Annotated in this window: 11 protein-coding genes; 5 read left to right on the forward strand and 6 right to left on the reverse strand. The window is 72.1% G+C overall.

The window, feature by feature from the left end; all coding sequences use genetic code 11:
- Positions 1 to 42: 42 nt before the first annotated feature.
- Together AB0J97_RS30570 and mppP are read right to left on the reverse strand one after the other, a co-directional pair.
- A complete protein-coding gene (locus AB0J97_RS30570; RefSeq protein ID WP_364094830.1) occupies positions 43 to 1,284 on the reverse strand; it encodes an aminotransferase class I/II-fold pyridoxal phosphate-dependent enzyme in 1,242 nt (413 codons plus the stop codon).
- Positions 1,281 to 2,405, reverse strand: coding sequence for an enduracididine biosynthesis enzyme MppP (mppP, locus tag AB0J97_RS30575; protein WP_364094833.1), 1,125 nt, complete (start codon positions 2,403 to 2,405; stop codon positions 1,281 to 1,283). The genes AB0J97_RS30570 and mppP overlap by 4 nt, the downstream gene beginning before the upstream one ends.
- Before the next feature lie 275 nt (positions 2,406 to 2,680).
- On the opposite strand from mppP, the gene AB0J97_RS30580 reads away from it, so the two are divergent.
- A complete protein-coding gene (locus AB0J97_RS30580) occupies positions 2,681 to 4,102 on the forward strand; it encodes a glycosyltransferase family 39 protein (RefSeq protein WP_364094836.1) in 1,422 nt (473 codons plus the stop codon).
- A gap of 5 nt (positions 4,103 to 4,107) precedes the next feature.
- Here AB0J97_RS30580 and AB0J97_RS30585 read toward each other — a convergent pair whose 3' ends face one another.
- From AB0J97_RS30585 to AB0J97_RS30595, 3 genes are read right to left on the reverse strand one after another with little or no spacing between them, the layout of a single operon-like run.
- Positions 4,108 to 4,647: a flavin reductase family protein gene (locus AB0J97_RS30585; protein ID WP_364094839.1), complete on the reverse strand. Its 540-nt coding sequence runs from the start codon at positions 4,645 to 4,647 to the stop codon at positions 4,108 to 4,110.
- A complete protein-coding gene (locus tag AB0J97_RS30590) occupies positions 4,644 to 5,951 on the reverse strand; it encodes a cation:proton antiporter (protein ID WP_364094842.1) in 1,308 nt (435 codons plus the stop codon). Before AB0J97_RS30590 ends, AB0J97_RS30585 begins: the two co-directional genes overlap by 4 nt.
- On the reverse strand, positions 5,948 to 7,540 hold the full coding sequence (locus AB0J97_RS30595) for a tryptophan halogenase family protein (protein WP_364094845.1): 1,593 nt from the start codon (positions 7,538 to 7,540) through the stop codon (positions 5,948 to 5,950). Before AB0J97_RS30595 ends, AB0J97_RS30590 begins: the two co-directional genes overlap by 4 nt.
- Before the next feature lie 434 nt (positions 7,541 to 7,974).
- Here AB0J97_RS30595 and AB0J97_RS30600 point away from each other — a divergent pair, with 434 nt between their 5' ends.
- Genes AB0J97_RS30600 through AB0J97_RS30610 form a run of 3 tightly spaced genes read left to right on the forward strand, consistent with a single transcriptional unit; the run spans position 7,975 to position 10,025 of the window.
- Complete coding sequence (locus tag AB0J97_RS30600; RefSeq protein ID WP_357701544.1) at positions 7,975 to 8,877, forward strand: winged helix-turn-helix domain-containing protein; 903 nt, start codon at positions 7,975 to 7,977, stop codon at positions 8,875 to 8,877.
- A gap of 20 nt (positions 8,878 to 8,897) precedes the next feature.
- The gene (locus AB0J97_RS30605; RefSeq protein WP_357701542.1) at positions 8,898 to 9,110 is read left to right on the forward strand and encodes an MbtH family protein; all 213 of its coding nucleotides are present in this window, start codon (positions 8,898 to 8,900) and stop codon (positions 9,108 to 9,110) included.
- Between the two features lie 3 nt (positions 9,111 to 9,113).
- Entirely contained in the window at positions 9,114 to 10,025 is a 912-nt protein-coding gene (locus tag AB0J97_RS30610; RefSeq protein WP_357701540.1) for a TauD/TfdA family dioxygenase, read from the forward strand.
- Positions 10,026 to 10,036: 11 nt separating this feature from the next.
- Here the strand turns inward: AB0J97_RS30610 and AB0J97_RS30615 are convergent, their stop codons facing one another.
- Positions 10,037 to 11,080 (reverse strand): hypothetical protein, encoded by a 1,044-nt coding sequence (locus tag AB0J97_RS30615; RefSeq protein WP_364094852.1) that lies wholly within the window; start codon positions 11,078 to 11,080, stop codon positions 10,037 to 10,039.
- Between the two features lie 251 nt (positions 11,081 to 11,331).
- Between AB0J97_RS30615 and gntD the strand changes: the two genes are divergently transcribed.
- Positions 11,332 to 12,360 (forward strand): guanitoxin biosynthesis L-enduracididine beta-hydroxylase GntD, encoded by a 1,029-nt coding sequence (gene gntD, locus AB0J97_RS30620; protein WP_364094855.1) that lies wholly within the window; start codon positions 11,332 to 11,334, stop codon positions 12,358 to 12,360.
- Positions 12,361 to 12,363: the final 3 nt, after the last annotated feature.

A 12,363-nucleotide genomic window follows, 5' to 3' on the forward strand; every position in this document is an offset into this window, starting at 1 on the left:
GTCGTCTCCTGTCGGGGCATCGGATTCTCGGTGGGCGGATTCTCAGGTCTCCGGGGGGATCGTGTTCCAGACCTCCGCCAGCCGTTCCGCGGCGGCGGCCAGCTCGTCCGGGCCGTTGAGGCCGTACGCGAGCCGTACGGCGCCCGCCGTCGAGCCGGGGACGGGGGCGGCGGCGAAGCGGGAGCCGGCGGCGACCAGGACGTCCGCGCGGCGTGCCGCGGCGAGCAGCCCGGCTTCCCGGCGGTCGGCGCGCACCCACACGAACAGGCCGCCGGCGGGCCGGTCGAGGGCGAAGCCGCCGTCCAGCCGCGCCGTGAGGACGTCCACCAAGGCGTCGCGCCGTTCGCGCAGGCGTTCGCGCAGCCAGAGCAGGTGGCGGTCGTAGTGGCCCCGCTCCAGCAGGGTGGCCACGGCCAGCGAGGTGGTGTGGTTCAGGCAGCCGCCGCTCTGGAACACGCCATGGGCGGCCAGCCGGTCGGCCACGGCGGGCTCGGCCGTCAGCCAGCCGAGGCGCAGCCCGGGGGCCAGGGACTTGGAGAAGGTGCCCAGTCTGATCACGCCCCGGTGCCCGTCCAGGCAGGCCAGGGCGGGCGGTCCGGTGCCGCCGTCGAGGCGCAGGTCGGCGTAGGCGTCGTCCTCGACGATCGTCGTCGCGTGCCGGCGCGCGACGGCCAGCAGCTCGCGGCGGCGGCCGAGCGGCACGACCCGGCCGGTCGGGTTGTGGAAGGTGGGGTTGAGGTACACGAAGGCGGGGCGGGTGCGGGTCAGGGCCGCGTCGAGAGCCTGCGGGTCCATCCCGGAGGCGTCCCCCGGCACCCCGTACGGTCGCAGGCCGCAGTCGGTGAGGACGAGCCTGCCCAGGTCGTAGCAGGAGTCCTCGACGAGCACCGCGTCGCGGGGCCGGGCCAGGGCGGTGGCGAGCAGGTGAAGGGCCTGCGAGGTGCCGGCGGTGACCAGCACGCCACCTGGCCCGCACGACACGTCCTGGCGGGCGGCGAGCGCCGCGCGCAGGGTGAGCGCGCCGCGGTCGTCGCCGTACGCCAGGGCGGCCGCGCCGTAACCGGTCAGGGCCTCGGCGTACGCCTCCGCCAGCAGGTCCACGGGCAGCAGGCCGGGGCCGAGGTAGCCGGGGCCGAGGTCGGTCGTACCGGGTGGCGCCACCGACTGCACGACGCCCGCCTCCCAGCGCAGCGCGTGCGACCCGGGCCCGGCCCGCCCCCGCGCCGGGGACACCGGGGGGCCGGGGGCCGCGCGGGGGCGGGGTGCGGCGGGGGTGGGGCTCATCGGGAGGACAGGACGAGGCGGAGGGCCCGCGTCGCCTCGTCGAGCGAGGCGGCCGGCCGGGCGAGCGCCACGCGGAGCATGTGGTCGCCCTCGGACGGGTCGGCCCAGTGGAACTTCTGGCAGGGCAGCATGTACACGTTGTGCTCGCGCAGCGCGGACCACACCTCCAGTGACGAGCGCCGCCCGAGGCGGACCCGTTCGACGCTGGCCCGGCTGGCGGGGTCGGGGAAGTCCACGTCCGGCAGGCCGGCGAGCGACCGCCGCACCAGCGCGCGGTTGCCGGCGATGAAGCGGTGCAGGTCGGGCAGACCGCCGTCGGCGGCGTCCTCGGCGAAGCGCTGCACCAGCGCCAGCACGAGCGGCGAGGCGCCGAGCAGGATGTCGGAGTAGACCTTGGCGACGGGCAGGCCGGGCTCGGCCGAGGTCACCAGCCAGCCGATCTTCAGCTCCAGCGTGGGCCACAGCTTGCCGGTGTCCTCGATGACGATCCAGCGGCAGCCGCTGTCCTCCAGCACCCGGTAGTGGTCGAAGTGGGCCCGGGGGTCGAAGCCGCGGAACGAGGTGTCCAGTGTCAGGACGACGTCGTGCTCGGCGCACTGGGCGGCCAGGGCGCGCAGCCGTTCCTCCGTCACCACGCGGCCGGTGGGGTTGTTGGGCGTGGTGACGAAGACGCAGCTCACCGCGTCGAGCAGGGCGCGGGGCAGGTCGCCGCCGTGCAGGACGTCCTCCTCCAGGGGCAGCAGGTTCAGGCCCACGCCGCGCAGGATGTCGGGGATGTTGTCGAACGTCGGGTGGATCAGCGCGACCGTGTCGCCCCTCTGGGCCAGGGCCCTGGCGAAGATCTCCATGGCCACCGAGGAGGAGTAGCAGGCGAACACGCGGTTCTCGCCGACCGGGTGGCTGTGCTGGCCGAGCAGGCCCAGGTACGCCCGGCAGGCGTCGAGCTCCACCTCCTCGGGAGCCCGCGCGGCGGCCTTGGCGAACAGGTTGGGCAGGTCGTCGATGATCCGCGCCTGGCTGGCGGTGAGCGCCTGCCGGGCGTGCCCGTCGGCGAGGTTCAGCGGGCTGTTCAGCGCCAGACATTCGAATTCGGTGAGATTGATCGCCTGGAGTTCCTGCATCACATTCACCTCACGTGCGTTTTGGAGTGGGATACCCGGACGCAAAATAAGTCGCTCGATTCGTTCCCGTCAATGCATGGCGGAGGACTCGGCCGACGAGCTGTGTGTTTTCCGGACGAGTCAATTCCATTGTGTCCTCATCGACTCGATGGGAGGCTGCGACCAGCGGTTACACCTCCACACAAACGCTGGAAGGGGTTTTCGTGGACACCGTCGCAACTATTTCACCGCCTCGGGCGGAAACATCTCCGAAAAGGGCCGTCATCGGCCTTTCCGTGGTCACCGTCGCGGTCCTCGCGGTCTTTCTGGCGTTCGCCGGAGGCCCCGGCTACTACGTCGACGAGCTCTATTTCCGGGTCGCCGGTGAGCACCTCGCGTGGGGGTACGTCGACCAGCCGCTGCTCGTCCCCCTGCTGGCCCGGCTGCAGATCGTGCTGTTCGGCGACTCGCTGACGGCGATCCGGGTCGTGCCGGCGCTGCTGACCGCCGTGTCGGTGCTGGTCACCGGGCTGATCGCGGGCGAGCTCGGCGCGGGACGCCGGCTCCAGGTGCTGACCGCGTGCGTCTGCGCCGCCACGCTGGCCACGCTCGCCGCCGGGCACGTGCTGCACCCCACCGCCGTCGACCACCTGGTGTGGGTCACGGCCTGCTGGCTGGTGATCCGCGTCCTGCGGACCGGCGACGAGCGGCTGTGGCTCGCCGTGGGCGCGGTCGTCGGCGTGGGGCTGCTGGCCAAGTACCTGGTGGTGCTGCTGGTCGTGGCCCTCGCGGCGGGGCTGCTCGTCGCCGGGCCGCGGCGCGTGCTGCGCGGCGGGTGGCTCCTGGGCGGCGCCGGGGTCGCGCTGCTGATCGCCTCGCCCGGACTCGTCTGGCAGGCCGCGCACGGGTGGCCGCAGTTCACGATGGCGAGCGAGATGTCGGCGGGGCCGGCGGGCGCCGTCAACTTCCTGGTGGGCCAGGTGCTCATGATCGGGCCCTTCCTCACGCCGGTCTGGGTGATCGGGCTGGTGGCCCTGCTCCGGCGGGCGGAGTGGCGGCCGTACCGGGCGGTCGCCGCGGCGTACCTCGTCGTGGCGCCGCTGCTGATGCTGCTCGGGGCCGAGCCCCGCTACACCGAGGGGCTGCTGACCGTACTGGTGGCGGCCGGGTGCGTGCGGGCGGCGACGCTCGGCCGCCGCCTGTGGCTGGGGGCGGCGGCGGTGCTCAACGGGGTGCTCGCGGCGCTCATGGTGCTGCCGGTCCTGCCCATCGCGACGTACGCCGGCAACCCGGTGCTGGCCGTGCTCGGCGAGGAGCAGTTCGGGGAGACCGGCTGGCCGGACCTGGCCGCGCAGGTGTCCGCCGTCCACCGCGCGCTGCCGGTGGACGAACGGCGGCGGGCCGTCGTGTACGCCCAGAACTACGGCGAGGCCGGGGCCCTGGCCCGGTACGGCGGCGCGTACGGGCTGCCCAGGACCTACAGCGCCCAGAACTCCTACGCCGACTTCGGGCGTCCGGCCGACGGCGTGGACGTGGTCGTCGCGGTCGGGGTGGACCGGGCGTCGTTCTCGGCGCTGTTCGGCCGGTGCGAGGCGCGCGGGCGGCTCACCTTCGACGTCCCGCACTTCGAGGAGGGCAAGGAGCTGCTGGTGTGCCGGGAGCCGCGCCTGCCGTGGGCGGAGACGTGGCGGCGGCTGCGGTGGACGGGCACCTTCTGAGCCGGTCATGACGGCTCGGTCCCCGGACGCCAGGACGAGTAGGCGCGCAGGCCGTACAGGAGGGGTACGGCCGGCGCGCACCGCTCGATGCCGTACACCTCGCCGAAGACCACGATGTGGTCGCCGGCCTCCACGGTCCTGGCGACCCGGCAGTCGGCGACGGAGTGGGACTCCTCCACCAGGTGCGGCCCGCCGTAGGCGGGGCGGGCGGACCATCTGACCCTGTCGAAGCGGTCGGCGGCGCCCGAGGCGAACAGTTCGGCGGTGTCGCGGGCGTGGGCGTGCAGCAGGTTCACGGTGAACTGCTCGGTCTTGAGCATGGCGTGCAGCGTGGGGCTCAGGCTGCGGGCGCAGACCAGCAGCGTCGGCGGGTCGAGGGTGACGCTGCACACCGACGAGCAGGTCATGCCGCGCGGGCGACCGTCCGGGTCGGTCACGGTCACGACGGCGACGCCGCTCGGGAAGGTGGACATCAGTGACCGGAAACGGTCGGGGTCGACCGTCGGCGTCATGGGCAGGGCCTCCACCAGCGGGAGATCCGTCATCGCAAGCCTCCGTTCTGTGCGACGGGTACCGGGGCCGTCCCGCGCGGCCGTCGCGGCCGCTGGAGGAGGGCGTACGACGGGCCGGTCGCCGCCGTGGTCACCAGCGCCATGACGGCGAGCGCGAGGAACATGGCCGGGGTGAGGATCCCGGCCTCGTGGCCGATCTGCAGCGCGACCAGCTCGGTCAGGCCCCGGGTGTTGAGCAGCACGCCCAGGCGGAGCGCCGTCCCGGGCGGCTCGCCGCCGAGGCGGGCGCCGGCGTACGCGCCCCCGGCCTTGGCCGCCATGCCGAGCAGCGTGACCAGGACGATCGCCGACCAGGGGGCCACCGCGAACGGCTCGGCGAACACGGTGAACCCGGTGACCACGAAGAACACCGGGACGAGCAGCCGCCCGGCGCCCGCGACCAGCCGCACGGGCCGTGCCCACGGATCCTCGCCGCCGCCCGTGGCAGTCCCATCGGCGGGAGCCGCGGCCGTCAGGGGCAGGGCGAGGGCGGCGAGGGCCGCGCCCAGGATCTCGGTCAGCCCCCACGAGCGCATCGCCGCCGCGGCCGCCAGCGCCCAGACGGCGAGGAGCACCGCCGCCGCCCGCGGGGCGCGGGCGGGCAGCCCCAGGAGCGGGGCCGGGCTCAGCGCGTGCCGTACCGCGACCGCACCCGTGAGGGCCGCGGCGGTGACGGCGAGGAGCACGGCCACGTTCCCGAGGCCGCCGGTCGCCAGGCTGACCGCCAGCGCGATCAGCAGCCAGGCCGCCACGTCGGTGACCGTGGCGACCGTCATCGACAACACCCCCACCCGGGTGCCGACCAGGTCACGTTCGGACAGGATCCGCGCCAGGACGGGGACGGCGGTGACCGACAACGACACCGCCAGGAAGACGACCAGCGCGGACGCCGGGGCCGTGCCGCGCAGGCCGGGCTCGTCCCCGGCCAGCGCCCACACGGCCACGGCGGCGCCGGCCAGCAGCGGGACGATGAGCGCGCCCGCCGCGGTCCAGCCCACCGCCCGGCCGCGCACGAGCGGCGCGGCCAGGCGCAGCTCGTGGATCACGCCGACCAGGTAGAGCACCAGGCCGGCGTGCCCGCACCAGCTCAGCCAGTCGAGGGGCAGCGCCCGCGCGGCGCCGGGACCGGCCACGGCGACGACCAGCGGGCCCGCCGCCATCCCGAGCGCCACCTCGCCGATCACGGCCGGCTGGCGCAGCACGCCGGCCAGCCGCCGCCCTGCCCAGGCGAGGAGGAGGACCGCCGCGAGCAGGACGCCGAACAGGGCGATCCGCGCCGGTCCCTCGGCCGGGATCATCGTGTCCGGCTCAGCTCGGGTCGCCGTCCGGGCATGGCGTCGCCGTTGAGGGCGGCGATGTACTCGTACTGGCTGGGCAGGTTGGCGACCAGCGCCTCGGCCTGCTGGCGTACGAGCCGCAGTTCACGTTCCGCGCGGCCGTGGTCGAAGTGCCGCAGCGCGGGCGGGGCCTGCACCGGGACGCCGCCGAGCCCGAGCAGCATGGCGATGTAGGAGTAGGACTCGAAGCCGTGGTAGTGCGGGAAGATCGTCTCGTTGTCGGGCAGGCGCGCCTGCCACAGCTCCAGGCGTTCGGCCAGCCCATCGGGGAGAGCCCGGGTGGCCGCGTCCTTCCAGTAGTCGTTGTCGGAGCGGGCGGCGGCGTGGTAGTGCAGCGCGAGGAACTCGCGCACGCCGTCCATGACGTTGCCGACCTGGCGGTTGTACGACTCCCGCAGCCGGTCGTCCCAGCGCTCGGCGGGGAAGTGCTTGACCAGTTGCTCGATGGCGTTCTGGATGAAGAACAGGCCGGTCGACTCCAGGGGCTCGACGAAGCCGCTGGACAGGCCGACGGCCACGCAGTTGTTCACCCAGGAGCGCTCGCTGCGGCCGATCCGCATGCGGATGTGGTTGGCCTCCAGCTCGTCCGCCTCGGGGCCGACGAACTCGCGCAGGGTGCGTTCGGCCTCCTCGGGGGTGCAGTAGTCGCCGGCGTAGACGTAGCCGGTGCCGATGCGGCCGTACAGGGGGATGGTCCAGATCCAGCCGGCGTCCATGGCGGTGGCGGTGGTGCAGGGGCGCAGGCCGCGGCGGGCCATGTCGGCGGGCACGCGCAGCGCCACCGCCCGGTCGTTGGGCAGGCTCTCCTGGTAGGAGACGAAGGGGACGTCCAGCGCCTTGTTCAGCAGCATGCCGCGGAAGCCGGTGCAGTCGATGAACAGGTCGCCGGACAGCTCGCCGTGCTCCTTGGTGAGCACGTGGTCGATCCAGCCGCGCTCGTCCAGCCGGACGTCCACGACGTCGTCGAGGACGTGCCGGACGCCGCGCTCGGTGCCGAACCGGGTGAGGTAGGAGGCCAGCAGCGCGGCGTCGAAGTGGTAGGCGTAGGGGAACTGGGTGTTCTGCTCGGTGAGGGTGGTGCGGTAGGCGCGCTCGTCGGGGTTCTCGGTGAAGTCCTGCTCGAACAGCTCGCCCGACAGGTAGCGGGGCGAGCGCTTGGCCTCGCACAGCCAGCTGATGACGAAGCAGTCGCGGTCGAAGTCGCCGCCGGGACGGGCGTCGAGCCACCAGTCGGTGAGGGGGAAGCCGTCCACGACGCGCAGGCGTTCGAACGGGTGGTAGAAGTGATGGCCCTGGGCACGCCAGTTCTCGAACCGGATCCCCAGCTTGTACGTGGCGTTGCACGCGGGCATCCACTCCCGCTCGTCCAGCCCGAGATAGTCGAAGAAGTGACGGATCGTACTGAACGTGGCCTCTCCCACGCCGATCGTCGCGATGTTCTTCGACTCGACCAGAGTGACGGCGATTCGGTCACCGAATGCCGCCCGGAGATATGCGGCGGTCATCCAGCCCGAGGTGCCGCCGCCCACGATGACGACGTTCTTTACCATTCTTGAGCCCTTGTCCATGGCGTTGGGAAACGCGCGTCGGAAGAACCGGAAAAAGGATTGGGCAGTGCTCCGACCGCCCTTTTCCGAGCGTGCCGGACGGCCCCGGCCGATTTCCAGCTCATTGACGCCGGAGCTAAACAGGGCGGTCAGAAGGGTGGTGGCGTGCGGCCCCGCGGCTTGGCATGCGCCCCCTGTGCAGGGCGTTCACGGTTGCCCACAGGCGGTCATCAACTGGCGTAGATGCAAAATTCTTGATCCACCAACCCCAGTTGACTTCCCAACTGCCTCCGAGTTAGCTTGAGCAAAACTGGGGGCTCCCACCGCGGACGCCCTCATCGCCAAGCCGCCCTGATCCACGCGGCCACCGCGTCGTGCGCTTTTTCCCGCGCCGCGGCGTGATCGACGAACCCGGAAAATGCGAAATGGGAGCCGCGGTGCTGCGGATTCATTTCACGGTCGAAGACCTGGCACGCCTGCGCATGGCGGCGACGCTGGGCCCGGTGACCGAGAGCGTGTTCGCCCTCGACCTGTTCGCCAGAAGCGGCGGCGCGGTCCACGGCGAGTGGCGGAGGGACGTGCGCGAACGCATGAACGGCACGGCCGGCCAGGTGGATCGGCTGGCCCGCGAGCGCCGGCCGCTCGGCGAGCTGCTCGGACTGCTCGACCGCTCCCCCGGCGAGTCCGGCTTCCGCGCCGGGGACGCCGCCGTCCCGTGGGCGACCGCGACCGTGCTGGCGTTCTGCCGGGCCGCGGTGCTGCCGTACTGGGGGCGGGTGCGTGCCTACCTGGAGCTCGAACGGGAGACGTTCGGCCGGATCACGATCACCAACGGTGTCGAGTGCCTGCTGGACACCCTGCACCCGAAGCTGGTCTGGAACCCGCCGGTCCTGGAGGTCCCGCACGACGAGGACCGCGACGTGTACCTCGACGGCAAGGGCCTGCTGCTCAGCCCCTCGTTCTTCCTCCAGGTCAGGCACTGCCTGTTCCTGGACCGGGAGCACGAGACGGGGCTGCCCGCGCTCGTGGTCTCGGTCCCCTGGACGCCGGCCGTGCTGTCGGACCTGGTGGCCGAGCCCACGGCCGACGACGAGGCGCTCGGCGCGCTCGTCGGGCACACCCGGGCCGCGGCCATGCAGGCGCTCATGGACAGCTGCACCACCGGCGCGCTGTCCGAGCGGCTCGGCATCTCCCTGGCCGGCGCCAGCAAGCACGCCACCGTGCTGCGCAAGGCCGGGCTCATCACCACCGCCCGCAACCGCAACACGGCCCTGCACACGCTGACGTCGCTGGGCATGGCGCTGCTGCGCGGCGGCGGACTCATCTCACAACGCAACTGACCTTCCCTGGAGGACGCACGATGAGCACGAACCCCTTCGAGGACCCCGAGGGCATCTACCTGGTGCTCGTCAACGACGAAGGACAGCACTCGCTCTGGCCGGCCTTCGTGGACGTGCCGGCCGGATGGGCGGTCGCGCTGCCCGAGACCGACCGCGAACGCGCGCTCGGCTACATCAACGAGAACTGGACCGACCTGCGGCCCAAGAGCCTCATCGCGGCGATGGAGGAGTGAGCCGTGCTGATCATCGAGGGCGGCGGCGAGCCCGTCCAGGACCGGATCAGGGCCGGGCACCGCGCGCTGCGCGAGAGCCTGACCAGCCACGGGGCGCTGCTGTTCCGCGGCTTCGAGGTGGGCGGCGTCGAGGGGTTCGACGCGGCTGTGCGCGCGTTCTCCGGGACGCCGCTGGCCTACACCGAACGGTCGTCGCCGCGCAGCGTGATCAAGGGCAACGTCTACACCTCGACCGACTATCCGCCCGAGGAGGAGATCTTCCTCCACAACGAGAACTCCTACCAGGCCGTCTGGCCCATGGTGCTGTTCTTCCACTGCATGCGGCCGCCGGAGTCGCAGGGGGCCACGCCCCTGGCCTCGACGCGGGAGGTGCACGACACCCTCGACCCGGCGGTGCGCGAGGAGTTCGAGCGGCGCGGCTGGATGGTCGTGCGCACCTACGACGACGAACTCGGCATGCCGTGGTCGGAGGCGTTCAACACCTCCGACCGGGACGAGGTCACCGCGTACTGCGAGCGCAACGGCGTACGGGCGACCTGGCTCGGGGACGGACGGCTGCGCACCGAGGCCGTCCGCGCGGCGGTGCACCGGCATCCGGTGACCGGTGAGCCCGTCTGGTTCAACCACGCCACGTTCTTCCACGTCACGACGTTGCCCGAGGCCGTGCGCGAGGGGCTGCTGGAGATGTGCGGGGAGGAGGGGCTGCCGAGCAACACCTACTACGGCGACGGCGGCGCCATCCCCGACGAGGTCACCGACCACCTGCGCAAGTGCTACCGGGCGGCCTCCCGCCGCTTCGACTACGCGGCCGACGACCTGCTCGTCATCGACAACATGCTCACCTCGCACGGGCGCGAGCCGTACACGGGGGCGCGGCGGATCGCGGTCGCCATGGCGGAGCCGTCGGGGTCGTAGCTCCCGGAACCTCAGCCGTCCCGGTCCTCGTTCCCGGCCCGCGCCCCCGGCCCGTCGCCGGGGTCGCGGGCCGGGGCGGTTCTGCGCAGGTGCCGGTTCGTCGTGCCGAGCACGGCCAGCACCAGCAGGTCCGCGACCAGCCCCGGCACCGCGGAGAACTGGTTCACGATGAACGCGAACACCTGGCCGAACAGGATGTCGACCAGAAGCGCGAGGTAGAGCGCCTGGAAGGCGGCCGCCCGGTTCCACCGTAACCGGGCCGCGCCCCACAGGCTGAGCAGCACCGTCACCGCCGCGGACGCCGCCAGGCCGATCACCGCTCCCCACTCCCGTTCCTGGCCGAGGGAGTCGTAGGAGCTCTCCAGGGCCAGGCCGACCAGGGGCAGCGGGGCCCGTACGGCGAGGTAGACCACCGCGAGCACCACCACGACCGGCCGCCGGCACAAGCGCTCCAGCCAGGCCAGGGCGGCGCGCACGGCGGGGAAGCGGGGCGGTTCGCTGGAGGGCACCATGCCGAGCAGGCGGACCGTGGCGGCGTCGAGCGGGTCGCCGGAGTCCTGGACCAGGCGGATCGCGCTGCGCCGCTGCTCGACCGTCAGCCCGGAGGTGACGCCGACGAGGGCGGCGTGCAGCGCGTTGGCGGTCCGCTCGGCGCCGGTGTAGCCGGTGCGGCCCTTGAGCCACTGGGCCAGCACGACGAGGACGGCGAAGACCAGGTAGATGATGCCGGCGGCGGGCCGGTAGAAGTAGTCGTTGCGCTCGGTGACGAACTTGCCGACCTCGTCGAGGAACGTGCCGAAACCGGCTCCGCCGAGCAGCGCGCCCCACGTCCTGGCCCGCTCGCCGAGGAAGGCGAGGGTGAGGCCGAGCCCGACCGCCATCAGCAGGCCGCCCCACAGGACGTGCGCGATGTGCAGGTCGCCGCCGCCGAGCTTCGGGTAGCCCGTGCTCGCCAGCCAGGTCCTGATCAGCAGCACCGCGCTGATCCCCGCGATGGCGAACACCTGCAGATGAGCCGCCGCACTGGTGATCCTTGCCAGTCGTGATCGGCGCACCGGGTCCTCCTCCGCTGTCAATGACGTCGTGGGAAGCGCCGACCAGGAGCCGGGTCGTCGGCGAATTTCACTTGCGCGGCGCTTCCGCCCGGGGGCCGACACCGGCACGGGACGCTCGCTGATACCTTTTCGACGCTAGCACACCGGCTTCGTGACTGCCCTGTTTAGCTTGAGGCTCAAACACGTTGAGCTCCGGCCCTCCGGCGACCGAACCTTGACCGGACGGGTGTCGCCGAGGAAGGGAGCGAGTTGTGTCGACTTTCGAACTGCGGAAAGACGAGGCGACGGCGATCACGGAGCTGGCGGGCGAGCTCGCCCGGCAGCATCCGGGAGTCGAGTCCGCGCAATTCCAGGAAATCGGCCGGGTTTATGCCGACGAGCTGCCGAGACGCCTCCGCGCGGAGTTGCACGATTTCCGGCTGGCCGAGCCTTCTGGCCTGCTGGTGATCTCCGGGCTGCCGGTGGACGACGCCGCCCTCGGCCCCACTCCCGAGGACTGGAGATCACGTCCCACGCCGTCGCCGACACTGACGCTGGACATCGCGTTCTACCTGGTCATGAGCCTGTTGGGCGAGCCGATCGGCTGGGTGACGCAGCAGGACGGGCGCATCATGCACGACGTTTTCCCGATGCGCGGCTTCGAACGCGAGCAAATCGGCTGGAGCAGCGAGGAAACGCTGGTCTGGCACACCGAGGACGCCTTCCACCCGCTCCGCACGGATTATCTCGGGCTGTTCTGCCTGCGTAATCCCGACAAGGTGGAGACGACCTTCGCCGAGGTCGGTTCGATACATCTCGACGAGGCCACAGAAGCCTTCCTCCGGGAGCACCGATTTCTCATTCTCCCGGACGACTCGCACCGTCCGGAGAATCGTGCCCCGGACCGGGACGACGACCCGAGGGTGACCGACCTGAAACGCCGCAGTTATCGCCAGGTCGAAAGCGCGCTGACCGACCCGAAGCCCATGCCGGTGCTTTTCGGCGCCCCGGACGACCCGTATCTCTGCGTCGATCCGCACTATATGCAAGGAATACAGGGAGAGGACGAGGAGAAAGCGCTCGCCGCCCTCGCCGCGACCGTGGACGCGGCCATGACCGGGGTCGTGCTCGAACCCGGCGACATCTGCGTCATCGACAACTACAAGGCCGTGCACGGACGCAAGCCCTTCCGCGCCCGCTTCGACGGGACGGACCGGTGGCTGCGCCGGCTGAACGTGGCCAGGGATCTTCGCAAGTCGCGCGAGTTCCGGCTGGACGCGCGGTCCCGCGTCATCTACTGAGGC

Source organism: Nonomuraea sp. NPDC049607, assembly GCF_040675375.1.
Classification (GTDB): domain Bacteria; phylum Actinomycetota; class Actinomycetes; order Streptosporangiales; family Streptosporangiaceae; genus Nonomuraea.

What these genes read in the sequence shown, in the direction of transcription:
- AB0J97_RS30570 (WP_364094830.1), bottom strand. Translation starts at nt 1,284, where the DNA reads ATGAGCCCCACCCCCGCCGCACCCCGCCCCCGCGCGGCCCCCGGCCCC.
- mppP (WP_364094833.1), bottom strand. Translation starts at nt 2,405, where the DNA reads ATGCAGGAACTCCAGGCGATCAATCTCACCGAATTCGAATGTCTGGCG.
- AB0J97_RS30585 (WP_364094839.1), bottom strand. Translation starts at nt 4,647, where the DNA reads ATGACGGATCTCCCGCTGGTGGAGGCCCTGCCCATGACGCCGACGGTC.
- AB0J97_RS30590 (WP_364094842.1), bottom strand. Translation starts at nt 5,951, where the DNA reads ATGATCCCGGCCGAGGGACCGGCGCGGATCGCCCTGTTCGGCGTCCTG.
- AB0J97_RS30595 (WP_364094845.1), bottom strand. Translation starts at nt 7,540, where the DNA reads ATGGTAAAGAACGTCGTCATCGTGGGCGGCGGCACCTCGGGCTGGATG.
- AB0J97_RS30605 (WP_357701542.1), top strand. Translation starts at nt 8,898, where the DNA reads ATGAGCACGAACCCCTTCGAGGACCCCGAGGGCATCTACCTGGTGCTC.